The sequence below is a fragment of the Streptococcus sp. 53 genome (assembly GCF_013276565.1).
Classification (GTDB): Bacteria; Bacillota; Bacilli; order Lactobacillales; family Streptococcaceae; genus Streptococcus.
The window spans coordinates 14,529-39,094 of record NZ_VMLG01000004.1 but is presented as its reverse complement, the minus strand read 5'-3'; the positions used below and the strand labels follow the sequence as shown (position 1 = coordinate 39,094).

19 protein-coding genes and 1 pseudogene are annotated in these 24,566 nt (G+C 42.5%); 15 read left to right on the top strand and 5 right to left on the bottom strand.

Annotated elements, in window-relative coordinates; translation table 11 throughout:
• Window positions 1-11 precede the first annotated feature (11 nt).
• The 13 genes and pseudogenes from HT722_RS00830 (at window position 12) to ugpC (ending at window position 15,796) form a co-directional block, all read left to right on the top strand.
• Window positions 12-1,613 (top strand): type I restriction-modification system subunit M, encoded by a 1,602-nt coding sequence (locus HT722_RS00830; RefSeq protein WP_173277023.1) that lies wholly within the window; start codon window positions 12-14, stop codon window positions 1,611-1,613.
• A 193-nt stretch (window positions 1,614-1,806) separates the two neighbouring features.
• Complete coding sequence (locus HT722_RS00825) at window positions 1,807-2,577, top strand: Fic family protein (protein WP_173277022.1); 771 nt, start codon at window positions 1,807-1,809, stop codon at window positions 2,575-2,577.
• 307 nt (window positions 2,578-2,884) lie between these two features.
• Window positions 2,885-3,178 (top strand): annotated as a pseudogene (locus HT722_RS00820) (helix-turn-helix transcriptional regulator).
• A gap of 260 nt (window positions 3,179-3,438) precedes the next feature.
• Entirely contained in the window at window positions 3,439-5,688 is a 2,250-nt protein-coding gene (metE, locus tag HT722_RS00815; protein ID WP_173277020.1) for a 5-methyltetrahydropteroyltriglutamate--homocysteine S-methyltransferase, read from the top strand.
• 93 nt (window positions 5,689-5,781) lie between these two features.
• Entirely contained in the window at window positions 5,782-6,648 is an 867-nt protein-coding gene (gene metF / locus HT722_RS00810) for a methylenetetrahydrofolate reductase [NAD(P)H] (protein ID WP_173277019.1), read from the top strand.
• 726 nt (window positions 6,649-7,374) lie between these two features.
• A complete protein-coding gene (pnp, locus tag HT722_RS00805; RefSeq protein WP_173277018.1) occupies window positions 7,375-9,588 on the top strand; it encodes a polyribonucleotide nucleotidyltransferase in 2,214 nt (737 codons plus the stop codon).
• A 15-nt stretch (window positions 9,589-9,603) separates the two neighbouring features.
• On the top strand, window positions 9,604-10,221 hold the full coding sequence (cysE, locus tag HT722_RS00800; protein WP_061088317.1) for a serine O-acetyltransferase: 618 nt from the start codon (window positions 9,604-9,606) through the stop codon (window positions 10,219-10,221).
• An 11-nt stretch (window positions 10,222-10,232) separates the two neighbouring features.
• Window positions 10,233-11,117, top strand: coding sequence for a GNAT family N-acetyltransferase (locus HT722_RS00795; protein WP_173277017.1), 885 nt, complete (start codon window positions 10,233-10,235; stop codon window positions 11,115-11,117).
• A 301-nt stretch (window positions 11,118-11,418) separates the two neighbouring features.
• Complete coding sequence (locus HT722_RS00790) at window positions 11,419-11,940, top strand: dihydrofolate reductase family protein (protein WP_049540911.1); 522 nt, start codon at window positions 11,419-11,421, stop codon at window positions 11,938-11,940.
• Window positions 11,941-11,957: 17 nt separating this feature from the next.
• Window positions 11,958-13,301 carry a cysteine--tRNA ligase gene (gene cysS / locus HT722_RS00785; RefSeq protein WP_173277016.1) on the top strand — a complete coding sequence of 448 codons (1,344 nt, stop codon included), beginning with the start codon at window positions 11,958-11,960 and terminating at the stop codon, window positions 13,299-13,301.
• Complete coding sequence (locus HT722_RS00780; protein WP_173275471.1) at window positions 13,294-13,680, top strand: Mini-ribonuclease 3; 387 nt, start codon at window positions 13,294-13,296, stop codon at window positions 13,678-13,680. Before cysS ends, HT722_RS00780 begins: the two co-directional genes overlap by 8 nt.
• Window positions 13,681-13,683: 3 nt before the next feature.
• Window positions 13,684-14,553 carry a PucR family transcriptional regulator gene (locus HT722_RS00775; RefSeq protein ID WP_173275468.1) on the top strand — a complete coding sequence of 290 codons (870 nt, stop codon included), beginning with the start codon at window positions 13,684-13,686 and terminating at the stop codon, window positions 14,551-14,553.
• Between the two features lie 112 nt (window positions 14,554-14,665).
• Window positions 14,666-15,796: a sn-glycerol-3-phosphate ABC transporter ATP-binding protein UgpC gene (gene ugpC, locus HT722_RS00770; RefSeq protein WP_100104588.1), complete on the top strand. Its 1,131-nt coding sequence runs from the start codon at window positions 14,666-14,668 to the stop codon at window positions 15,794-15,796.
• 95 nt (window positions 15,797-15,891) lie between these two features.
• Here ugpC and HT722_RS00765 read toward each other — a convergent pair whose 3' ends face one another.
• From HT722_RS00765 to HT722_RS00745, 5 genes are all read right to left on the bottom strand, one after another.
• Window positions 15,892-17,082, bottom strand: a complete 1,191-nt coding sequence (locus HT722_RS00765; protein ID WP_173277015.1) for a ferric reductase-like transmembrane domain-containing protein — start codon at window positions 17,080-17,082, stop codon at window positions 15,892-15,894.
• Window positions 17,083-17,348: 266 nt separating this feature from the next.
• Entirely contained in the window at window positions 17,349-18,008 is a 660-nt protein-coding gene (locus HT722_RS00760; RefSeq protein ID WP_000443883.1) for an amino acid ABC transporter permease, read from the bottom strand.
• 9 nt (window positions 18,009-18,017) lie between these two features.
• Window positions 18,018-18,695, bottom strand: a complete 678-nt coding sequence (locus tag HT722_RS00755; RefSeq protein ID WP_050079315.1) for an amino acid ABC transporter permease — start codon at window positions 18,693-18,695, stop codon at window positions 18,018-18,020.
• A 12-nt stretch (window positions 18,696-18,707) separates the two neighbouring features.
• Window positions 18,708-19,502 carry a transporter substrate-binding domain-containing protein gene (locus HT722_RS00750; RefSeq protein ID WP_173277014.1) on the bottom strand — a complete coding sequence of 265 codons (795 nt, stop codon included), beginning with the start codon at window positions 19,500-19,502 and terminating at the stop codon, window positions 18,708-18,710.
• A gap of 10 nt (window positions 19,503-19,512) precedes the next feature.
• The gene (locus HT722_RS00745) at window positions 19,513-20,271 is read right to left on the bottom strand and encodes an amino acid ABC transporter ATP-binding protein (protein WP_001229571.1); all 759 of its coding nucleotides are present in this window, start codon (window positions 20,269-20,271) and stop codon (window positions 19,513-19,515) included.
• 175 nt (window positions 20,272-20,446) lie between these two features.
• On the opposite strand from HT722_RS00745, the gene recJ reads away from it, so the two are divergent.
• Both recJ and HT722_RS00735 read left to right on the top strand, forming a co-directional pair.
• The gene (gene recJ, locus HT722_RS00740) at window positions 20,447-22,669 is read left to right on the top strand and encodes a single-stranded-DNA-specific exonuclease RecJ (RefSeq protein ID WP_173277013.1); all 2,223 of its coding nucleotides are present in this window, start codon (window positions 20,447-20,449) and stop codon (window positions 22,667-22,669) included.
• A 173-nt stretch (window positions 22,670-22,842) separates the two neighbouring features.
• Window positions 22,843-24,504: a ribonuclease J gene (locus HT722_RS00735; RefSeq protein WP_000065626.1), complete on the top strand. Its 1,662-nt coding sequence runs from the start codon at window positions 22,843-22,845 to the stop codon at window positions 24,502-24,504.
• Window positions 24,505-24,566: the final 62 nt, after the last annotated feature.

Sequence of the window (24,566 nt, the reverse complement as noted above, 5' to 3'; positions counted from 1 at the left end):
AAAGAAACATTATGGAAACAACACAAACGTCCCAGTCGCTCTACCAAGCCCTGTGGAACTCAGCGGATGTTCTCCGCTCTAAGATGGATGCCAATGACTACAAGTCCTATCTCTTGGGTATGGTCTTTTATAAGTATCTGTCAGATAAGATGCTCTTTTTCGTGGCGGAGACCATGGAGGAAGGGAGTGAGAGTCTAGAGGCTGCCCTTGAGGTCTATCGTAACTACTATGAGGATGCGGACACCCACGAGGATCTTCTTGCAGTGATGAAGGACGAACTCAACTATAGTATCAAGCCTGAGTTGACCTTTACGGCTCTAGTAGCACGTGTCAATGAAGGGACTTTCCAGTTGGAAGATTTGGCTCAGGGTTTTCGTGATATCGAGCAGAGTGACGAACTTTATGAAAACCTTTTTGAAGATATTGACCTCTATTCCAAAAAGCTAGGGGCGACTCCGCAAAAGCAAAACCAAACGGTGGCGGCAGTCATGAAGGAGTTGGCTGTGCTAGATGTGGCTGGTCATGCTGGTGATATGCTGGGAGATGCTTATGAGTATCTGATTGGTCAGTTTGCGACTGACTCGGGTAAGAAGGCTGGTGAGTTCTATACACCTCAGCCTGTTGCCAAACTCATGACTCAGATTGCCTTTTTGGGTCGTGAGGATCAGCTAGGTTTTACCATCTATGATGCGACTATGGGGTCTGGCTCTCTCTTGCTCAATGCCAAGAAATACTCTCACAAACCACAGACAGTTGTCTACTTTGGTCAGGAACTCAATACCTCGACCTATAACTTGGCTCGGATGAACATGATCCTACACGGTGTTCCTGTTGAGAATCAATTTCTCCACAATGCAGATACACTAGATGAAGACTGGCCGACTCAAGAGCCGACCAACTTTGATGGTGTTCTCATGAACCCTCCATACTCTGCCAAGTGGTCAGCAAGCTCTGGCTTTATGGCGGATCCTCGTTTCTCTCCTTTTGGGAAACTGGCGCCCCAGTCCAAGGCTGATTTTGCCTTTCTTTTGCATGGTTACTACCATCTCAAGCAGGATAATGGAGTTATGGCTATCGTCCTTCCTCACGGGGTTCTTTTCCGTGGAAATGCGGAAGGAACCATTCGTAAGGCCTTGTTAGAAGAAGGAGCCATTGACACGGTTATCGGTCTACCTGCCAATATCTTTTTTAATACCAGCATTCCGACTACGGTTATCATTCTCAAAAAGAACCGTACCAACCGTGATGTCTACTTTATCGATGCTTCTAAGGAGTTTGATAAGGGGAAAAATCAGAATATCATGACGGATGCTCATATAGAGAAGATTCTGGAAGCCTACAAGTCACGTGAGGAAATTGACAAGTTTGCCCATCTAGCAAGCTATGAAGAAATTGTCGAAAATGACTACAACCTCAATATCCCTCGCTATGTAGATACCTTTGAGGAAGAAGAAGTCGAACCACTGACAGATATCGTTAGCAAGATTAACACGACAAATCAAGCAATCCAAAACCAAACCGCTTCCCTACTTGAAATGCTCGGTCAACTCTATGGAACCACACCAGAAGCCGATGCTGAACTTAAAGAGTTTTTGAAAGAGTTTGAAGGGTGATGTAAAAGTAGCAGAGATTGTAAAGAAAAAATGAGCTTGTCTAAGACTCCGAGTAATAAATTCCTGATACAGTCTTTTATTTAAAAACCAAGAGCTAGTTTTGTAAGAAACGACAAATTACAGGAAAATCTAACTAGTCTAATGTGGTAGAATATAAAGAGTCTACTTGAAGCTTTGTTTAGAAAGGAAAACAATGACACCGACTTATGAAATTGATAATCCCAACCTCTCTTATCAGACCAAATTAGACCTATGGGAAACGGGATTTGGTTTACAAAAGGTAGACGATCTAGAGCCGTCTCCGTATATGAGAGAACTAGCAGAGCAAAATTCTCAAGGAAAGTTGACTTATCAAGAAGTTTATGACCAAGTAACAACGTATCACCAAGAAATCGATAATAGCACAAGAGAAGCAGACCTTGTTGCCATGAGAATTGTGGCACTCTTGTCCTCTAATGCCTTTAAATTTGCTCCAACAACATTGAAATTGATTCATAGAGAGCTTTTCTTTGGTCTCCTGCCACAAGGCATTCCATTGGGAGAATACCGCTCTTATAACATTACAAAAAGTGAGGCTGTTTTAAACGGAGACAGTGTCATTTATGATGATTTTCGCACGGTAGCAGATAGTTTGACCTATGATTTTCAGCAGGAAAGTCAATTTGACTATCGAGGAAAATCCGATATTGAAGTAGTGAAACATATTAAGACTTTTATTTCAGGTATTTGGCAAATTCATCCTTTTGGAGAAGGAAATACTCGAACGATAACAGTATTTTTGATTAAGTACCTTAGAACTATGGGATTTCAAGTAGACAATAAACCCTTCCAAGAAAATGCAAAGTATTTTCTAGATGCTCTTGTTCTAGATAATGCGAAGCTATTCCAGAAAAAAACAGAATATTTGGAACGATTTTTTGAAAATCTCTTATTGGCTGGGGAACATGATTTAGAAATAAACTAAGTGATGAACGTTTTATTGTACATTTTGAGTTAGAAATTATTCCCTCTTTTGAGGAGGGAAATGTTCGTGTGGGGCGGACGGGTTAGAGTCTTATCTTGTAGAGAATTATCAGATAACAACTGCAGTTGCACAAGAACTAACAGGTTTGAGTGCGGCAACCATGCGTCGTTATCTCCAAATATTCGTAAATCAAGGTTTATTAGAAAAATCAGGAACTACAAAAAACACTATTTATTCGCTCATATTCCGCTCATAATTCGCTCATTTTTTCAAAAATACAGAAATCTAAAAGAAAGAGGGTTAAGTGATGAAGAATAGTGCTATTGGGAGTAACTGGAAGGATGTCCGGTCAGAACTCTTTATCAAGGAGGAAATTCTTGAAAGTGATATGTGAGTGGCTATCATGAGTGAGTTGATTGAGGCTAGACATGAACAAGGAATCAGTCAGAAAAAACTAGAAGAACTGAGTGGAGTAAGCCAGCCTGTCACAACTAGGATGGAAACAGGCAAGACAAGCCCTCAGTTGGATACGGTATTGAAAGTTTTAGCCAGTTTAGGAAAGACACTAGCAGTCGTCCCACTTGAACAGGGGAAAAGCTGACTAGAATCAGTTATAGTCTTTTCTAATAACAAGCCATAGTCACTTATAAGAATTACTAATAACGTGTTTGGCCAGTCTAACTGAAATATAGTTAAAAAACAAGCTATACAAAGGATTTGAGGCATTTTTCTCAAATCTTTTTCTTTTGCTCAAAATACAGGTATAGTTTCAAACTATATCAAAGCCTAATTTTTTACAATTATACAGACGCTTTCTTTTCTGTTAAGATAGTTTCAACAACAAATTTTGGAGGACACATCATGTCAACTACAATCATCGGTTTCCCTCGTTTGGGCGAATTCCGCGAATTAAAATTTACAACTGAAAAATACTTTAGAAAAGAAATCTCAGAAGAAGAACTCTTGGCAGCCGCAAAAGACTTGCGTGCTAAACACTGGAATATCGTCAAAGAAAAAGGCATCACTGAAATTCCATCAAATGACTTTTCTCACTATGACAACTTCCTAGATGCAGCTTTCCTTTTCAACGTGGTACCTGCTTCAGTTCAAAACTTGGACTTGTCTGACCTTGAGCGCTACTTCGCTTTGGGACGTGGTTATCAAGGAGAAAAAGGGGACGTTCGTGCCCTTCCAATGAAAAAATGGTTTAACACCAACTACCACTACATCGTTCCTAAATTTGAAAAAGACACTCAAGTCAAACTTGCAGGTCACAAAATCTTTGATGAGTTCCAAGAAGCTAAAGAACTTGGATTGAACACTCGTCCAGTTCTTGTAGGTCCATTCACTTTCCTTCAATTGTCAGACTTTGAAGAAGGTGTGAAAGCAGAAGACTTCGTAGACAGCTTAGTTGCTGCTTACCAAGAAGTTTTTGCTAAATTGGCAGAACTTGGTGCGACTCGTATCCAATTGGATGAAGCGGCTCTTGTCAAAGATTTGACAGCTGAAGAAAAAGCGCTCTTCTTGAACCTTTACAACAAACTTTTGGCTGACAAAAAAGGTCTTGAAGTATTGCTTCAAACTTACTTCGGAGATGTTCGTGACGTCTACGCTGACCTTGTGAAATTGCCAGTAGATGCTATCGGTCTTGATTTCGTTGAAGGTAAGAAAACTCTTGAATTGGTTAAAGGTGGTTTCCCAGCTGATAAGACTCTTTATGCAGGTATTGTCAATGGTAAAAACATCTGGCGTAACAACTACGAAAAGAGCTTGGCTGTTCTTGAGCAAATCCCAGCTGAAAACATTGTTTTGACTAGCTCATGCTCACTTCTTCATGTGCCATTTACAACTGCTAACGAAGAATTTGAACCAGCTATCTTGAACCACTTTGCTTTCGCAGTTGAAAAATTGGCTGAAATACGTGACTTGGATGCTATCCGCAATGGTCAAGGTTCAGAAGCTCTTGCAGCTAACAAAGAACTCTTTGCGACTGAGCGTGTTGGTGTTAATGCAGAACTTCGTGCGCGTATCGCTGGCTTGACAGACGCAGACTACACTCGTTTGCCAGCCTTTGCAGAGCGTGAAGCTATCCAAGAAGAAGCTTTCAAACTTCCAGCTCTTCCAACAACAACTATTGGTTCATTCCCTCAAACTAAGGAAGTCCGTGCTAAACGTTTGGCTTACCGTAAAGGTGAATTGTCTCAAGAAGAGTACGACGCTTTCCTTGCTGAAACGATCGATGAATGGATCAAATGGCAAGAAGATATCGACTTTGATGTCCTTGTTCACGGTGAATTTGAGCGTAACGACATGGTTGAGTACTTCGGTCAAAACTTGTCAGGTTACCTCTTCTCTAAAAATGGTTGGGTACAATCTTACGGTATGCGTGGGGTGAAACCACCAATCATCTGGGGTGATGTCACTCGTCTTAACCCAATCACTGTGAAATGGTCTAGCTATGCACAAAGCCGTACAAACAAACCTGTTAAAGGTATGTTGACTGGACCTGTTACCATCCTCAACTGGTCATTCCCACGTGAAGACATCTCTATCAAGGATTCAACTCTTCAAATCGCCCTTGCCATCAAGGATGAAGTACTTGACCTTGAAGCTGCTGGTGTGAAAATCATCCAAATCGACGAGGCTGCTCTTCGTGAGAAATTACCACTCCGTCGTAGCGACTGGTACGAAGACTACCTTGACTGGGCTATTCCTGCCTTCCGCTTGGTACACTCAACAGTAGCGCCAAACACACAAATTCACACTCACATGTGTTACTCAGAATTTACAGATATCATCCCAGCTATCGACAACATGGATGCAGACGTTATCTCATTTGAGGCAAGTCGTTCAAACCTTGAAATCTTGGACGAACTCAAAGCGAAAAACTTCCAAACAGAAGTGGGACCTGGGGTTTACGATATCCACTCACCTCGTGTGCCTAACGAAGGCGAAATCGACCACACCATCGAAGCCATCCTTGCTAAAGTACCAAGCAAGAAAGTTTGGATCAACCCTGACTGTGGTTTGAAAACACGTGGTATTCCAGAAACAAAAGAAAGCTTGATCCGTCTTGTAGAAGCAGCGAAAGCTGCGCGTGAGAAATTGTAAGATCCGATTTCTTGCTTGACACTGTCTGATCAAGAGGATGCTTAGCCTAGTTAGGTTAGCAATAATGAAATCAACTAGAAAAGGATAAAGACTATGTCACGCCAAACACCGTCACTCTCATTTGAAGTGTTCCCTCCAAATCCAGAAGTGGGTAATGATAAAATTATTTCAGCTCTTCAAGATATGCAGGAGCTAGCACCACACTTTATCAGTGTAACTGCCAGCAATAATAAATTTAATATCAAGGAAACAACAGTGCGTTTGGCTGACTTTATCCAAAATGACTTGGCGATTCCAACCATTGCTCACTTGCCAGCCATCTATTTGACCAAGGACAAGGTTGCTGAAACTATTGCTGACTTGGACAAGGTTGGGGTGCAGAAAATCTTGGCCCTGCGTGGGGATATTATTCCAGACGTGGAGCCACAAAAGGATTTCCGCTACGCAACGGACTTGATTGAGTTCATCAAGGAACAAGCCCCTCACTTTGATATTGTTGGCGCTTGCTATCCAGAAGGGCATCCAGATTCGCCAAACCAGATTTTAGATATTCAAAATCTCAAGAAGAAAGTAGATGCAGGCTGTTCTAGTCTTGTAACCCAGCTTTTCTTTGACAATGAGCGCTTCTATGATTTCCAAGACAAGTGTATCTTGGCTGGGATTGATGTTCCTATTCATGCAGGGATTATGCCAATTCTGAATCGAAATCAGGCTCTCCGTCTCTTGAAGACTTGTGAGAATATCCACCTTCCACGCAAATTTAAAGCCATCTTAGACAAGTATGAGCATGACCCTGAGTCGCTCAGAGCAGCAGGACTTGCCTATGCAGTGGACCAAATCGTGGACTTGGTAACTCAGGATGTTGCCGGTGTGCATCTCTACACCATGAACAATGCGGATACAGCAAAATACATCCATCAAGCAACTCATGCCTTGTTTAATCATCAGTCTCTAGGATAATAAAAAGCAAACCATTCTTCTCAGCTGAGGGGAATGGTTCCTTTTTAATGGTAAAGACCGCACTTTTTAAGAAAAATATGATAAAATAGACTCTGTACGTACTTGATACAAAGATGAGGATATTTAGGTTGTAGAGGTTTGTTTAAAGTTGATTATTTTTTAAACAAAATCTGATAATGTGTGTCTCAGAAAACACGAACGGAGTGAGTATTTAAAAGATATTTCACGCTATCGTGATATCCTAGATGATAACAATACTATTATCTAAGACGGGATTTTTGAGAGCAAAATAGTTCGGGAAACTATTTTAGCCTGAGCATAGAAATGAAAAGGCGAAGTAATTAAAAATTACCATTGAAATTCCATTAGATTTCTAAAATCATCCACTGGATAATTTCACCTCCCGTCCGCACTAATTCAGGGAAATATCAAAAAGATACTTAATTGAATTTTGGTATCATTTCTTAGGAAAAAAGATAAGCTTCCTAGCACTCGTCGAGTGCGGCGTCACTTTCCTATTTTTCTACAGAAATATTCGGCAAGCCGAACCGTCCAAAATATCTTGTGTAACTGAACACGCCTACAACTCTGTGGAAAAAGATAAATCTACCTAGGAGCATTCGCTCCGTCGTTCGATTTCCTATTTTCCTTTGAGTTGCTTAACGGCTTAGTATCTTGATCTTTGTAGGCAAGGCGTATAATTTCATCAATCCAAAGGGGATTAAAATGACAAAACAAGTGTTTCAAACGACTTTTGCGGGTCGTGAGTTAATTGTAGAGACTGGTCAGGTTGCTAAGCAAGCAAATGGCTCTGTTGTCGTGCGTTACGGTGAGTCAACTGTCTTGACTGCGGCCGTTATGTCTAAGAAAATGGCAACTGGGGATTTCTTCCCTCTTCAAGTCAACTACGAAGAAAAAATGTATGCAGCTGGGAAGTTTCCGGGTGGCTTTATGAAACGTGAAGGACGTCCTTCAACGGATGCGACTTTGACAGCGCGTTTGATTGACCGTCCAATCCGTCCTATGTTTGCGGAAGGTTTCCGTAATGAAGTACAGGTGATTAACACCGTGCTTTCTTATGATGAAAATGCTTCTGCACCAATGGCAGCTATGTTTGGTTCATCTTTGGCACTTTCTATCTCGGATATTCCATTTGATGGACCAATCGCTGGTGTTCAAGTGGGCTATGTAGATGGTCAAATCATCATCAACCCTAGTCAAGAACAAGCAGAGCAATCTCTCCTTGAATTGACAGTAGCTGGTACCAAACACGCTATCAACATGGTAGAATCTGGTGCTAAAGAATTGTCAGAAGAAATCATGTTGGAAGCCCTTCTTAAAGGGCACGAAGCAGTTAAAGAATTGATTGCTTTCCAAGAAGAAATCGTTGTAGCTGTTGGTAAAGAAAAAGCAGAAGTGGAATTGCTTCATGTAGATGCTGACTTGCAAGCTGAAATTATCGCAGTCTACAACAGCGACCTCCAAAAAGCGGTCCAAGTAGAAGAAAAATTGGCTCGTGAAGCTGCTACTCAAGCAGTTAAGGACCAAGTGACTGCTGTTTATGAAGAAAAATATGCGGACCACGAAGAATTTGACCGTATCATGCGTGATGTGGCTGAAATCTTGGAACAAATGGAACACGCTGAAGTGCGCCGTTTGATCACAGAAGATAAGGTACGTCCTGACGGTCGTAAGGTTGATGAAATCCGTCCTTTGGATGCGGTTGTTGACTTCCTTCCTCGTGTGCACGGCTCTGGTCTCTTCACTCGTGGACAAACTCAGGCCCTTTCAGTCTTGACCTTGGCTCCGATGGGTGAAACTCAAATCATTGATGGTTTGGATCCAGAGTATAAGAAACGCTTTATGCACCACTATAACTTCCCTCAATATTCTGTTGGGGAAACTGGACGCTACGGTGCGCCAGGTCGTCGTGAAATTGGTCACGGTGCTCTCGGTGAGCGTGCTCTTGCTCAAGTCTTGCCAAGTTTGGAAGAATTCCCATATGCTATCCGTTTGGTAGCAGAAGTCTTGGAATCAAACGGTTCTTCTTCTCAAGCCTCTATCTGTGCGGGAACTCTTGCCCTTATGGCTGGTGGTGTGCCAATCAAGGCGCCAGTAGCAGGGATTGCCATGGGTCTCATCTCAGATGGAAACAACTACACTGTCTTGACAGATATCCAAGGTTTGGAAGACCACTTTGGAGATATGGACTTTAAGGTTGCAGGTACTCGTGACGGGATTACAGCCCTTCAAATGGATATCAAGATCCAAGGGATTACTGCAGAAATCTTGACTGAGGCTCTTGCCCAAGCCAAGAAAGCGCGTTTTGAAATCCTTGATGTGATTGAAGCAACCATTCCAGAAGTTCGTCCAGAATTGGCTCCAACTGCTCCAAAAATTGATACCATCAAGATTGATGTGGACAAGATTAAGATTGTCATCGGTAAGGGTGGAGAAACCATCGACAAGATTATCGCTGAAACAGGTGTTAAGATTGACATCGACGAAGAAGGTAACGTATCTATCTACTCTAGCGACCAAGATGCCATCAATCGTGCTAAAGAAATTATTGCTGGTTTGGTTCGTGAAGCCAAAGTGGATGAAGTTTACCGTGCTAAAGTCGTTCGTATCGAGAAATTTGGTGCCTTTGTCAACCTTTTTGACAAGACAGATGCCCTCGTTCACATTTCTGAAATGGCTTGGACTCGTACCAATAATGTCGAAGACTTGGTAGCAATCGGGGATGAAGTTGATGTTAAGGTTATCAAGATTGATGAAAAAGGACGTGTGGATGCTTCTATGAAAGCCCTTCTTCCTCGTCCTCCAAAACCTGAACGTGATGAAAAAGGCGAAAAGTCTGAGAGACCTCACCGCCCACGTCATCACAAGGATCACAAACCTAAGAAAGAATTTACAGAAACACCAAAAGATTCAGAATAAGAAAAGGAGAAATGTATGGGATGGTGGCGCGAAACCATTGATATCGTAAAAGAAAATGATCCAGCGGCCCGCACCACTTTGGAGGTTTTGCTGACCTATCCAGGTGTCAAGGCCTTGGCGGCCCACCGTCTCTCGCATTTTCTCTGGAAGCATGGCTTCAAACTCTTGGCTCGTATGCACAGTCAGTTTTGGCGCTTCTGGACTCAGATTGAGATTCATCCGGGTGCTCAGATCGATTCAGGTGTCTTTATCGACCATGGCTCTGGTCTGGTGATTGGGGAGACAGCTATTGTTGAAAAAGGTGTTCTCCTTTATCACGGAGTGACTCTTGGGGGAACAGGGAAAGACTGTGGCAAACGCCATCCAACCGTGCGAAAGGGAGCTTTAATATCCGCTCATGCTCAAGTCATTGGACCCGTTGAAATCGGTGAAAATGCCAAAGTCGGTGCAGCAGCAGTTGTCGTGGCAGACGTGCCTAGTGATGTGACGGTTGTCGGTATTCCGGCCAAGATCGTCCGTGTACATGGTAAAAAGGATGAGCCGGTCATTCACGAAGTCGAAGAAAAACGAGAGTACTACGTCAATAAACTCGAGCAGGCTAAAGAAGCCAGTCACAGATCGTCGGGGTTGTAGAGGGTACCTATATGATTCAAGCAAGAAACAAGTTAAGCCAAGAGGAGCTATCTGAGGCGAAGAAACTAATTAACTGTTGCCAAAACTATGACGGTACCTATCGTGATCCCTATCTCTCTAACATGCTTAATTTTGACCCAAACATGCCCGCCTTTTTCCTTTATTATGAAAAAGGCGAACTTGTTGGTTTATTAACTGTCTATGCAGATGATCAAGATGTAGAAGTGACGATACTGGTTCATCCAGCTCATCGCCGTCAGGGGATTGCGCGTGCTTTGTTTACGAGTTTTGAGAAAGAAACGGCTTCTTTTCCGATTCGTTCAGTTACTTTTCAGACAGAACGTATTTTTCTAGACCGTTATCCTGATTTTGTCAGCAACTGGGGATTGGTCGAGGACGAAGAGACAGAAACTTGGTTAGGTAAGGATAGAAGCCCTTATCCGTTAGCAAAGGTTTCCAATCTTGAAGTTTTGTTAGCAGATAGTTCGTATCAGGAGCAAATTAGTCAGTTAAAATTTCAGGCATTTTCAGAGGAACATGAATCTAGAGAAGTTGTGGATAGATATGTCGCTGAAGCTCTGAAGGATCCAGAAAGTCGCTTATATATTTTATTAAAAGACGGTCAGGTTATTGGAACTTGCACGGTAGATTTATCGACTAATACGAATTACTTCTACGGTTTAGCAATATCTGAACCTGAACGTGGGAAAGGCTATGGAAGCTACTTAGCAAAATCTCTAGTCAACCAATTGATTGAGCAAAATGATAAGGAATTTCAGATTGCTGTAGAGGATAGTAATGTAGGTGCCAAGCGCTTGTATGAAAAAATTGGCTTTGTCAAACAGACTCAGGTGGTTTATCTGAATGAGAAAGGAGCAAGGGATTCCGAAGTGTAGAGAGATTCGGACTGAAATTCAATTGAACTCTTAGTGATGAAACTAACTGTTCTCGGATTTTAGTTTTCCTGACTATTATTTTATGATTAAAATCTATGACACCTTGAGCGGGAAGTAGACAGGAGAGGCGCTTGAATGTTTAAGAATGAACCGTTCTATTGCAGATTGGAATTGCTGTTGTCTGGCTTATTTTTCTTGTCCAGCAAGGATTTTGCTGAATACTTTGATTAGCTTAGGTCTAATCATCTGGGGCTATCCCGCTAAGTGAAGGCGAAGCAGAAGTAGAAAGGAAACTACAAGAATGGCAGTATATTTTTACGGCTGTATCACCATGGATGGCTACTTGGCAGACAGCCAGCACAGGATAGACTGGCTGCATCAGCTTGGTTCTGTAGAGGATACAGGCTATGATGACTTTTACAGGCAAATGGATATCACCATCATGGGCAAGCGGACCTTTGAGGAAATCCAAGATTTGCAAGATGTAGAAAGTTTTTATCAAGCTACGGAAAACTATGTCTTTACGCATGATAGAAACCTGCCTGTCAGCAATTACCAGCCAGTAGCTGGGGATGTGGTGGACTTTGTTCGCCAGATTGACAAAGGCAAAAATGTCTTTGTGATTGGTGGTAATTCCTTAGTAGGACCGCTCTTGGATGCGGATCTTTTCGACCACCTCATTATTCAGATAGCGCCCCTTATCCTAGGAAAGGGGGTTCCCCTCTTTACCCAAGAGGAAGGGCAGCGCTTTTATCAACTGGATAGCCTCAGACAATTTGGTCCTTTTGCAGAGCTGGTTTTCAGCCGAAAAAGTCAGAAATAGAGAAGGGAGTGGACCGCATGATTAAAATTTACGATACCATGACTCGTGATTTGCGAGAATTTGTCCCGATTGAGGACGGCAAGATTAAGATGTATGTTTGTGGGCCAACCGTGTACAACTATATCCACGTGGGGAATGCTCGTTCAACGGTGGCTTTTGATACCATTCGTCGTTATTTTGAGTACCGTGGGTACGAGGTTGCCTATATTTCCAATTTTACGGATGTGGATGATAAGATTATCAACCGTGCCAAGGAAGAGGGGATCACACCTCAGGAGGTTGCGGACAAGTACATCGCTGCCTTTCGTGAGGATGTGACGGCCTTGGGCGTCAAACCTGCGACCCGCCATCCGCGTGTGGTGGAGTTTATGGCGGACATCATCCGCTTTGTGGAAGATTCGATTGAAAAAGGCTTTGCCTACGAGAGCCAGGGGGATGTTTACTTCCGTGTGGAAAAATCCCACAACTATGGCAAATTGGCTAATAAAACCTTGGAAGATTTGGAGCTGGGTGCTTCAGGTCGTACCGATGAAGAAACAGCTCGTAAGGAAAATCCTGTAGACTTTGCTCTATGGAAAGCTGCTAAACTAGGCGAGATTTCTTGGGACAGTCCTTGGGGACCTGGTCGTCCGGGCTGGCACATCGAGTGTTCAGTCATGTCGACAGAGATTTTGGGCGACACCATTGATATTCACGGTGGTGGAGCTGACCTAGAGTTTCCTCACCATACTAATGAAATTGCCCAGTCAGAAGCCAAAACAGGCAAGACCTTTGCCAACTACTGGATGCACAATGGTTTTGTCAATATTGACAATGTCAAGATGTCTAAGTCCTTGGGCAACTTTATCACAGTCCATGATGCCCTTAAAACCATTGATGGTCAGGTGCTTCGTTTCTTCTTTGCGACTCAACATTATCGCAAGCCTATCAACTTTACAGAAAAGGCAGTGCGTGATGCAGAGACCAATCTCAAGTATCTGAAGAATACTTATGAGCAACTATTTTCAGGAACTGTAGATGCTCAAGAGTTACAGGCCTTTAAAGATAAGTTTGTGGCGGCTATGGATGAAGATTTTAACGCTGCCAACGGTATCACAGTTGTTTTTGAAATGGCCAAGTGGATTAACTCAGGTAACTATGATACAAGTGTTAAGCAAGCTCTTGCGGCTATGTTGGAAGTTTTTGGAATTGTCTTTGTTGAGGAGGTTTTGGATGCAGAGATCGAATCCTTGATTCAAAAACGCCAAGAAGCGCGTGCCAATCGTGACTTTGCGACAGCGGACCAGATCCGTGACCAATTGGCTGCTCAAGGGATTAAGCTCCTTGACACCAAGGATGGAGTGAGGTGGACACGTGATTGATGTCAATCTCATTAACGGGATTGCGTTAGCTTTTGAGGGGGACGCGGTGTATTCTATGTATATTCGCCGCCACCTCATCCTCAAAGGCATGACCAAACCCAATAAACTCCATCAAGAAGCGACCAAGTATGTCTCAGCCAAAGCTCAGGCACGTTTGATTTCACTGATGTTAGAGGAGCAAGTCCTAACGGAAAAAGAAGAGGAAATCTACAAACGTGGCCGCAATACCAATAGCCATACCAAAGCTAAAAATGCCGATGTGGTGACTTATCGCATGTCCACAGGTTTTGAAGCCGTGATGGGCTATCTCCATATGACTGAAAATCTGGAACGTCTTGAGAGCTTGATTTCTTGGTGCATCCAAAAAGTGGAGGTCTAGGACATGATTGCAAAAGAATTACAAGACTGGTTTCCTGAGGCTCAAATTTCAGACCAACCAGTAGAGAAAGAGGGTTATATCACTCTCCCTTTAGCTTCTCAGCAGTGGATTTTGCTGGAGGAAGCTGGTCTCAGTGAGCGTGAAAAGCAGTTGGTTGCCCTTTTGACCCAGCAGGAGCAGGCTCGTTCGCTCAATCCTTGGTATCCCTATTTGATTGAGGGGAAGGGTCAGGCACCGCAAACTTTTAAAAAGATTCAGGTGGTTTATTGCCATCTTTCCTATTTTCAACAGGAAAATCTGGCCTCTTGGCTGGACATGATGCGGACTCTTTTTCCGAATTGTCAGACGGTGCTTCAGGTCGGAGCTCAGGATTATGTTTTCGTGCTTCAACAAGATAAATACACTTCTGTACGAGCTATTTTAAGTGATACGATTGAAGCGGTTGAGTATGATTTTGGGCTGCGTCTATCTATCATGTTAGGACAGGTTTGGTCTCAGACAGGACATCATGCCTTATCAGACTTAATCAAAGCGGAGCGGGATTTGTTCAAGACTTGGTGGCGTCAGGGTCACCAAGGTGTTCATACTTTTTCTCAGCTCTATCTTTGGAGTATGGGAGAAAGACTCGTGGACTTGAAGCCAATCAAGGAATGTCTACACCAGATGATTTTGGATCAAGATCAGATTCAGGAAATCATTCTCTCTCTTTGGGAAAATAGTGCTGTCCTAACAAAAACAGCCCAGCAACTCTATCTGCACCGCAATTCTCTCCAATACAAAATTGATAAATGGGAAGAATTGACAGGCCTACAGTTGAAGGAGTTGACCGACCTGACTCTGTGTTATCAATTGATTTTACCAGATCTTCTCTAAAGTTTTGTGCAAGTTGCACAGAACTTTTTTGTTTTTTTGGTCACCTTGCCATAGAAATGTAAAACGTTTTCATCTATAATGTAATTATCAAAAGACAAAAGGAGTTCACCTCATGGTAGAATTAAATCTTAAAAATATTTACAAAAAATATCCAAACAGCGAACACTATTCAGTTGAAGATTTCAACTTGAACATCAAAGACAAAGAGTTCATCGTTTTCGTAGGTCCTTCAGGATGTGGTAAATCAACAACTCTCCGTATGATTGCTGGTCTTGAAGACATCACAGAAGGAACTGCATCTATCGATGGCGTGGTTGTCAACGACGTAGCTCCAAAAGACCGCGACATCGCCATGGTATTCCAAAACTACGCTCTTTACCCACACATGACTGTTTATGACAACATGGCTTTCGGTTTGAAATTGCGTAAATACAGCAAAGAAGACATCGACAAACGTGTGCAAGAAGCAGCTGAAATTCTTGGATTGAAAGAATTTTTGGAACGTAAACCAGCTGACCTTTCAGGTGGTCAACGTCAACGTGTTGCCATGGGTCGTGCGATCGTCCGTGATGCAAAAGTATTCTTGATGGACGAACCTTTGTCAAACTTGGATGCTAAACTTCGTGTATCAATGCGTGCTGAGATTGCGAAAATCCACCGTCGTATCGGAGCTACAACTATCTACGTAACTCACGACCAAACAGAAGCGATGACACTTGCGGATCGTATCGTTATCATGTCAGCAACTAAGAACCCTGCTGGTACAGGTACTATCGGACGTGTAGAACAAATTGGTACTCCTCAAGAAGTTTACAAAAACCCAGTGAACAAATTCGTAGCAGGATTCATCGGAAGCCCAGCTATGAACTTCATCAACGTGAAATTAGTTGGTAGCGAAATTATTTCTGATGGTTTCCGTTTGAAAGTGCCAGAAGGTGCATTGAAAGTTCTTCGTGAAAAAGGCTACGAAGGTAAAGAATTGATCTTCGGTATCCGTCCAGAAGACGTGAATGCAGAACCTGCTTTCCTTGAAACATTCCCAGACTGTGTTGTAAAAGCGACTATCTCTGTATCAGAACTGCTTGGTTCAGAATCTCACCTATACTGCCAAGTTGGTAAAGACGAATTTGTTGCTAAAGTTGATGCTCGTGATTACTTGCAAACAGGTGCAACAGTTGAACTTGGATTTGACTTGAACAAAGCACACTTCTTTGATGTAGAAACTGAAAAAACAATCTATTAAAATAAATAAAATTCAAAGCACTGCTAGAAATCTGGCAGTGTTTTTTGCGGTTGTGTAGAAAAAACTCCTGGGAAATTCCAGGAGAGTATGAGTAGTTATTTGAACTTGAATCTTTCGTAAATAAGCTCTGTTTTTGGATTTTGTTTCTTAATCTGTTTGGCAAGTGACTTCATCATAGAAAGAGGACCACACATATAGACGGTTGCATATTCGGGTACTTCTTTTTGTTCAAAATTAAGATAGCCGTCTTTCCTACTGTCGACTAGATGGAGTTCAAAATTAGGATTTTTCTGAGCATAGTCATGGAGCAAATCTAGATAAACAGCATTTTCCTCTCCACGGAAGCTATAGTAGAAGTGAACCTGTTTATCTAAAATAGGATGTTCACGGATGTAAGAGATGAAGGGGGTGATCCCAATACCTCCAGCAATCCAAACCTGATTTTCTCGTCTTTCTTCTATAATCATGTGTCCGTAAGCTCTATCTACGCTTACTTTGCTGCCGACTTGAAGATTGTCATAGATATTCTTGGTATGGTCACCTGAATTTTTAACAGTAAAGTAAAGAGTTTGGCCGTGACCTCCTGAGATAGAAAAGGGATGTGGAGCACTTTCAAAACCTTCTTGGAAAATCTTTAGGAAGGCAAATTGTCCTGATTGATAGTTGAAAGGTCTACTAAGACGGATTTGAATTTCTCTAGTATCGTGATTTAAGCGTTTGAGATTGGTAATTTTCCCTAGATAGGGGAAGCCAATCTTTTGATAAAGGAAGATGATATAAAAACCAGCCAGTAAGCCTAAAAGGGCATAGCTACCAACAAGAAAACTTAGAAGATTAAATGTGAGAATACGATTGCCCATTATCATATAGACATGAAAGAGTCCGAAAATATAAGCTAGGTAAACCAGACGGTGAATCCATCGCCAAGCTTCGTATTGGATGTATTTGCCTAAATAGGCGACAAGGATGATACTGGCAAAGATATAGATGGCAAGATTGCCAAACTGAGCAGCTAAGCGAGAGCCCCACAAACCGCCCATACTTAAGTTATGAAAGATTAGTAGGATGATGGAGAGAAAGGCTGTGAATTTGTGGACAGTATAGACCTTCTCCAAACCGTGAAACCAGCTTTCTAGTAGGGGGAGACGAGTGGCTAGGATAAAAGTCAGAGATAGGCTTGTTAAAGCTAGTCCTGGAATCATGAATTGGGGAGAAGTGTTCATCCAAGTCAAAATAGTCAAGATAAAACTAGCTATGATAAAGAGTAGTCCTTTGATTGATTTCATAGAAAATTTCATTTCATTTAGATTTTGATTTGTTGTAAACAAATTTGTTACATTTTATCATAGAAAAAGTATGGTGTCAAATTGAGGTCTATAAATATCTACTCTCATCAAAAAACTCTCCAATTGAACTGGAGAGTGGCTGTTTATACTCAATGAAAATCAAAGAGCAAACTAGGAAGCTAGCCGCAAGCTGCTCAAAACACCGTTTNNTAACATATATACGGCAAGGTGAAGCTGACGTGGTTTGAAGAGATTTTCGAAGAGTATTATTCTGCAGCTTGTTGCCAACGTTTGGCTAGCATATGAGACAGGCTAGAAATGGCTAGGTTAAAGCTGAAGTAGATGAGGGCAATCAGGATATAAAGACTGAAGACCTGCTCTGGTTCGAAATAACGGCCCATGAGAATTTGGCTGGCTCCAAAGAGTTCTTGTAGGGCGATAACAGAGTAGAGAAGGCTGGTATCCTTGATCACGGTTACAAACTGGGAAATGATGGCTGGCAACATTTTACGGATTGCTTGTGGGAGAATGATGTGGTAGAGGATTTGGGCTGATGTAAATCCTTGTGACATTCCTGCTTCGTACTGGCCCTTGTCCACGGCATTGAGACCACCTCGGATAATCTCAGCCAAGGCTGCTGAGGTAAAGAGGGTAAAGGCAGTGATTCCTGCTGGTGTGGATTTCATCTTGAAAACCAAAAAGATAGTGAAAATCCAGAGAAGGTTGGGAACGTTACGCACAAACTCGATGTAAATGCTGGAGATGATGCGCAAGATAGGATTTTTGCCATTTCTCATGACAGCTAGCACCGTACCGATAAGGGTAGAGAGGACGATGGCAATCAGAGAAATATAGAGGGTCAAGCCAAATCCTTTAAAGATAAAGACTAGGTTATCTGGGGTCAAAACTTCTAAAATGGATTCCATAGTAACCTCCTAAAGTGAATAGGCTTTTTTGTTGGCTTGCTCCATCTTGCGACCAAACTGGGCAACAGGGAAGCAAAGAGAAAAGTAGAGAAGGGCAGCGCCTAAAAATGCTGGAATGTAGTTTCCGTTAAGAGCCGACCAAGACTTGGTCACAAACATCAAGTCGACTCCAGAAATGATAGCGACTGTCGAGGTGTTCTTGATGAGGTTGACGATTTGGTTAGTCAAAGGAGGGAGAATGATACGGAAAGCCTGAGGCAAGATAATCAAGCGCATGGCACTGATATAAGTAAAACCTTGTGACAAGGCAGCCTCCATCTGACCGCTAGGAATAGACTGAATTCCTGAGCGAATAACCTCGGCGATATAGGCGCCGTGATAAAGTCCGACGCAGAGAACAGCTGTCCAATAAATCGGAATCATGATGGTGTGGTCACTGATAAGAGGTAGGCCATAAAAAACGATAACAAACTGCACCAAGAGGGGAGTATTTTGATAAAACTCCACAAAGATGCGAGATAAAATGCGCAAAATCGGACGTTTGCTGGTTGACATGGCTCCGAAGAAGATGCCTAAAACCATGGCGAGGATAAAGGATCCGATAGCTAGGGCAAGAGTGAAGAGGAAACCATTGAAAAATTGTCCAAAATCCTGAAAATAGGCTGTCCAAGATGATAAATCTGTCATAGGGTACCCTCCTTAATCTGCAGTATGGCTAGATGGTTTAAGTTTGTAACGATCATAAAGTTTTTGCAAACTACCATCCTTGCTCCATTTAGTAACCAAGTTATCGAGATAGTTGTTGAGCTCTGTATTTGATTTCTTGGTAACGATACCGTAGTCAGATGGCTTGAAACTATCATCTAGTAGTACTGTGCGCTTGCTGATGTAGCCAGATAGAATCGAGCGGTCAACGGAAAAGGCATCGATACGATGAGCGTGCAGGGAAGTAATCAATTCTGGGTAGGAACCAAGTTCGACGAATTTAAAGGTCAGACCTTTCTTTTTACCCAGTTCAGTAATCAGTCGTTGAGTAATAGAACCTTGGGCAACTCCGATGGTTTTGCCGTTTAGGTCCTCAATCTTTTTGATTTTGGCAGACTTATTGACCAAAAATCCAGATGCGTCTGTGTAGTAAGGGCTGGTAAAGTTGTAGAGTTTTTTGCGTTCGTCTGTGATGGTGAAGGTTGCGATATCTATATCGACCTGTTCATTGTCTAGAAGTGGTCCGCGAGTTTGCGCAGTAACAGGCACATAGCGAACCTTTACCTTGAGCTCATCAGCGACCATCTTGGCCAGGTCAGTTTCGATACCAGAATAGGTCCCTGTCTTGGGATCCTTGTAGCCAAAATTGGGAACATCTTGTTTCACACCGACAACTAGCTCGCCCCTCTTTTGAATATCTGCGACACTGGTATCAGCCTGAACTGGTTTTGTAGCAGCAAGGCCGAAAAGGCTAATCAATAATGCTGATAAAAAGAATTTCTTTTTCATAGGTGCCTCCTTATTTGACTTTGTCACTTTCGTGGTTGATGATTTTGCTGAGGAATTGTTGAGCACGAGGTTCGCTTGGATTGTCGAAAAAGTCATCGACATCGGTCGTATCTACCAAAACTTCTCCGTCAGCCATAAAGATGATGCGGTCAGCAACTTCACGGGCGAAGCCCATTTCATGGGTAACGACAATCATATTCATACCCTCGTGGGCCAATTTTTGCATAACAGCCAGAACGTCTCCGATGGTTTCAGGGTCAAGGGCAGATGTTGGTTCATCAAAGAGAAGGAGTTCAGGATGCATAGCGAGTCCACGAGCAATGGCGATTCGTTGTTTTTGTCCACCAGATAGCATGGCTGGATAAGAATCTTTCTTGTCCCACATATTTACAAATTCCAGATATTTTTGGGCTGTTTTTTCAGCTTCTTTTTTATCAATTCCTAGAACTTTTATGGGTGCGAGTGTTACGTTTTCTAACACTGTTTTGTGAGGGTAGAGGTTAAAATGTTGGAAAACCATGCCGACTTCCTTGCGAAGAGGCACCAAATCTTTCTGGCTGGCACCAGCAACTTGGTGGCCATTGACTAGAAGACTTCCCTTGTCGACAGCCTCCAAACCATTGATGGTACGGATAAGAGTGGATTTTCCAGAACCAGATGGACCTAGAAGGACAACGACTTGTCCTTTTTCAAAACGGAGATTGATGTCGCGGAGTGCGTGGTAGTCTCCGTAATATTTTTCGACGTGTTCAAATTCTACTAAAGCCATAAGGAATCTCCTTTGTGTTAGATTTTATAACACGATTCTACACCAAAAGAATTGCCTTGTCAAATCATATCTTAAAAATTCACTAAAATTTTATAAAAAAGCAATCTGAATAGAGAAAAAGCCTAAATCATGTTATAATGAAGCAATAGAATTCTTAGAAAGAGTGGATGTCTTTTTGATAACACCTACTTATGAATGGCAGTTTGCCCCGCAGGTTGAAGATGCAGATTTTACAAAGATAGCCAAGAAGGCTGGACTGGGTCCTGAGGTGGCTCGGTTATTATTTGAAAGAGGAATTCAGAACCAAGAAAGTCTGAAAAAGTTTTTAGAACCTTCCTTGAAGGACTTGCATGACCCTTATCTGCTCCATGATATGGACAAGGCAGTGGAACGGATTCGTCATGCCATTGAAGAAGGGGAAAATATTCTCATCTATGGAGATTACGATGCGGATGGCATGACTTCAGCTTCGATTGTTAAGGAAAGTTTGGAACAACTTGGCGCTGAGTGCCGTGTTTACCTGCCTAATCGTTTTACCGACGGTTATGGACCTAATGCCAGTGTTTACAAATATTTTATCGAGCAAGAAGGAATTTCCTTGATTGTGACGGTGGATAATGGAGTTGCTGGTCATGAGGCTATTGAATTGGCCCAGTCTATGGGAATAGATGTCATTGTGACCGACCATCATTCTATGCCTGAAACCCTGCCTGATGCCTATGCCATTGTCCATCCTGAACACCCTGATGCGAACTATCCTTTCAAATATTTGGCTGGTTGTGGAGTGGCTTTCAAGCTGGCGTGTGCCCTTTTAGAAGAAGTACAAGTGGAATTGCTTGATTTGGTCGCTATTGGTACCGTTGCAGATATGGTTAGTTTGACAGATGAGAACCGTATCTTGGTTCAATACGGTCTGGAAATGTTGGGACATACTCAGCGTATTGGTCTACAAGAAATGCTGGACATGGCTGGGATTGCTGCCAACGAAGTGACAGAAGAAACGGTTGGTTTCCAGATTGCCCCTCGTTTGAATGCCTTGGGTCGTTTGGATGATCCTAATCCAGCCATTGATTTGCTGACTGGATTTGACGACGAGGAAGCTCACGAGATTGCCCTCATGATTCATCAGAAAAACGAAGAGCGCAAGGAAATCGTCCAGTCTATCTATGAAGAAGCTAAGACCATGGTGAACCCTGAGAAGAAGGTCCAAGTCTTGGCCAAGGAAGGTTGGAATCCTGGAGTTCTAGGGATCGTGGCTGGTCGTTTGTTGGAAGAACTAGGGCAGACAGTCATCGTTCTCAATATAGAGGATGGTCGTGCCAAGGGCAGTGCTCGTAGTGTGGAAGCGGTCGACATTTTTGAAGCTCTGGATCCTCATCGAGACCTCTTTATCGCCTTTGGTGGCCATGCTGGTGCGGCGGGTATGACGCTGGAAGTTGAGCAACTCTCAGATTTATCTCAGATTTTGGAAGATTATGTTCGTGAAAAAGGTGCAGATGCTGGTGGCAAGAATAAGTTAAACCTAGATGAAGAGTTGGATTTGGAGGCACTTAGCTTGGAAACGGTCAAAAGTTTTGAACGTTTAGCTCCTTTTGGAATGGACAATCAGAAACCTGTCTTTTATATAAAGGATTTTCAGGTCGAAAGTGCCCGTACTATGGGGGCAGGCAATGCTCATCTCAAGTTGAAAATTTCCAAAGGTGAGGCGAGTTTTGAAGTGGTGGCCTTCGGACAAGGCAGGTGGGCAACAGAATTTGCTCAAACCAAGAATTTAGAGTTGGCAGTCAAATTGTCTGTCAACCAATGGAATGGCCAAACTGCCCTCCAATTGATGATGGTGGATGCGCGTGTAGAGGGTGTTCAACTTTTTAACATCCGTGGGAAGAATGCAGTCTTGCCAGAAGGAGTTCCAGTCTTGGATTTTGCTGGAGAATTACCGAGTCTAGTAAATAGTGAAGCTGTTGTCGTAAAAACCGTTCCTGAGGATATTACTCAGCTGAAGACCATTTTTCAGAAACAGAATTTTTCCGCTGTCTATTTCAAAAATGATATTGACAAGGCCTACTATCTGACAGGCTATGGGACTAGAGAGCAGTTTGCCAAATTGTACAAGACTATCTACCAGTTTCCAGAGTTTGATATTCGCTACAAGCTCAAGGATTTGGCTGCTTATCTCAATATCCAACAAATCTTGCTGGTTAAGATGATTCAAGTCTTTAAAGAACTAGGCTTTGTGACGATCAAAGATGGGGTTATGACAGTCAATAAAGAAGCGCCAAAGAGAGAAATCGGAGAAAGTCAGATTTACCAAAATCTCAAACAAACCGTCAAAGACCAAGAAATGATGGCGCTGGGTACCGTGCAAGAAATTTATGACTTTTTAATGGAAAAAGAGTAGATCATAGGAAAGAGTTGGGAAACCAGCTCTTTTTTGAAAACAAATCTTCATTTTGAAAATCATCAAAAAAATGGTATAATGGTAGGAAAAGATTCGGCTAACAGTAATAGTGCTTTTAGAATAAGAGGGTAAGCAACCCTATAATCAAGATAAACTAAGATTTTGGAGGAAAAATGAGTAATATTAGTTTAACAACACTTGGTGGTGTACGTGAAAATGGGAAAAATATGTACATTGCTGAAATTGGAGAGTCCATTTTTGTTTTGAATGCAGGGTTAAAATATCCCGAAAATGAACAATTAGGGGTCGATGTGGTGATTCCAAAGATGGACTACCTTTTTGAAAATAAAGATCGAATTGCTGGGGTATTTTTAACTCACGGACATGCAGATGCTATTGGTGCTCTGCCTTATCTCTTGGCTGAAGCCAAGGTACCTGTATTTGGCTCTGAGTTGACCATTGAGTTGGCAAAACTCTTTGTCAAAGGAAATGACGCAGTCAAGAAATTTAATGATTTTCATGTTATTGATGAAGATACGGAGATTGATTTTGGTGGGACAGTGGTTTCCTTCTTCCCTACGACTTACTCCGTTCCAGAGAGCCTGGGAATTGTCTTGAAGACAGCTGAAGGGAGCATCGTTTATACAGGTGACTTCAAATTTGACCAGACAGCTAGTGAATCCTATGCGACAGACTTCGCTCGTTTGGCAGAAATCGGTCGTGACGGCGTCCTGGCTCTCCTCAGTGATTCGGCCAATGCGGACAGCAATATTCAGGTGGCTAGTGAAAGTGAAGTTAGAGATGAAATTACCCAAACCATTGCTGACTGGGAAGGTCGTATCATCGTTGCAGCTGTTTCCAGTAACCTTTCTCGTATCCAGCAGATTTTTGACGCTGCGGATAAAACAGGTCGACGTATCGTCTTGACAGGATTTGATATTGAAAATATCGTCCGCACAGCGATTCGTCTCAAGAAGTTGTCTTTAGCCAACGAAATTCTCTTGATTAAGCCGAAAGATATGTCTCGCTTTGAAGACCATGAGTTGATTATTCTTGAGACAGGTCGTATGGGTGAACCTATCAATGGACTTCGTAAGATGTCGATTGGTCGCCATCGTTATGTAGAAATCAAGGATGGGGACCTGGTCTATATTGCTACGGCTCCGTCTATTGCTAAAGAAGCCTTCGTTGCGCGTGTGGAAAATATGATTTATCAGGCAGGAGGGGTTGTCAAATTGATTACCCAAAGTTTACATGTATCAGGGCACGGAAATGCGCGTGATTTGCAGTTGATGATCAATCTCTTGCAACCTAAGTATCTCTTCCCAATTCAAGGGGAATACCGCGAGTTGGATGCCCATGCTAAGGCTGCTATGGCAGTAGGTATGTTGCCAGAACGCATTTTCATCCCTAAAAAGGGAACCAGCATGGCTTATGAGAATGGAGACTTTGTCCCAGCTGGAGCAGTTTCGGCAGGGGATGTCTTGATTGACGGGAATGCCATAGGTGATGTTGGAAATGTGGTTCTTCGTGACCGTAAGGTCTTGTCAGAGGATGGCATTTTCATCGTCGCAATTACAGTTAACCGACGTGAGAAGAAAATTGTAGCTAAGGCTCGTGTTCACACGCGTGGATTTGTTTATCTCAAGAAGAGTCGCGATATTCTCCGTGAAAGTTCAGAATTGATTAACCAAACGGTAGAAGACTATCTTCAAGGAGATGACTTTGACTGGGCAGATCTTAAAGGGAAGGTTCGGGATAATCTGACCAAGTATCTCTTTGACCAAACCAAGCGTCGTCCAGCTATTTTACCAGTGGTGATGGAAGCGAAATAATCTTTGAAATAAACAGAGAGAAAGCCGAGTTTTGGCTTTTTCTTATCGGAAAATAGAAGGAG

Bases quoted from the DNA above. Each gene is read 5' to 3' on its own strand.
- HT722_RS00795 (WP_173277017.1), top strand. From the start codon at position 10,233: ATGATTCAAGCAAGAAACAAGTTAAGCCAAGAGGAGCTATCTGAGGCG.
- HT722_RS00735 (WP_000065626.1), top strand. From the start codon at position 22,843: ATGAGTAATATTAGTTTAACAACACTTGGTGGTGTACGTGAAAATGGG.
- pnp (WP_173277018.1), top strand. From the start codon at position 7,375: ATGACAAAACAAGTGTTTCAAACGACTTTTGCGGGTCGTGAGTTAATT.
- metF (WP_173277019.1), top strand. From the start codon at position 5,782: ATGTCACGCCAAACACCGTCACTCTCATTTGAAGTGTTCCCTCCAAAT.
- HT722_RS00765 (WP_173277015.1), bottom strand. From the start codon at position 17,082: ATGAAATCAATCAAAGGACTACTCTTTATCATAGCTAGTTTTATCTTG.
- cysE (WP_061088317.1), top strand. From the start codon at position 9,604: ATGGGATGGTGGCGCGAAACCATTGATATCGTAAAAGAAAATGATCCA.
- HT722_RS00775 (WP_173275468.1), top strand. From the start codon at position 13,684: ATGATTGCAAAAGAATTACAAGACTGGTTTCCTGAGGCTCAAATTTCA.
- HT722_RS00755 (WP_050079315.1), bottom strand. From the start codon at position 18,695: ATGACAGATTTATCATCTTGGACAGCCTATTTTCAGGATTTTGGACAA.
- HT722_RS00790 (WP_049540911.1), top strand. From the start codon at position 11,419: ATGGCAGTATATTTTTACGGCTGTATCACCATGGATGGCTACTTGGCA.
- HT722_RS00745 (WP_001229571.1), bottom strand. From the start codon at position 20,271: ATGGCTTTAGTAGAATTTGAACACGTCGAAAAATATTACGGAGACTAC.
- ugpC (WP_100104588.1), top strand. From the start codon at position 14,666: ATGGTAGAATTAAATCTTAAAAATATTTACAAAAAATATCCAAACAGC.
- HT722_RS00825 (WP_173277022.1), top strand. From the start codon at position 1,807: ATGACACCGACTTATGAAATTGATAATCCCAACCTCTCTTATCAGACC.
- HT722_RS00760 (WP_000443883.1), bottom strand. From the start codon at position 18,008: ATGGAATCCATTTTAGAAGTTTTGACCCCAGATAACCTAGTCTTTATC.
- cysS (WP_173277016.1), top strand. From the start codon at position 11,958: ATGATTAAAATTTACGATACCATGACTCGTGATTTGCGAGAATTTGTC.
- HT722_RS00830 (WP_173277023.1), top strand. From the start codon at position 12: ATGGAAACAACACAAACGTCCCAGTCGCTCTACCAAGCCCTGTGGAAC.
- HT722_RS00750 (WP_173277014.1), bottom strand. From the start codon at position 19,502: ATGAAAAAGAAATTCTTTTTATCAGCATTATTGATTAGCCTTTTCGGC.
- metE (WP_173277020.1), top strand. From the start codon at position 3,439: ATGTCAACTACAATCATCGGTTTCCCTCGTTTGGGCGAATTCCGCGAA.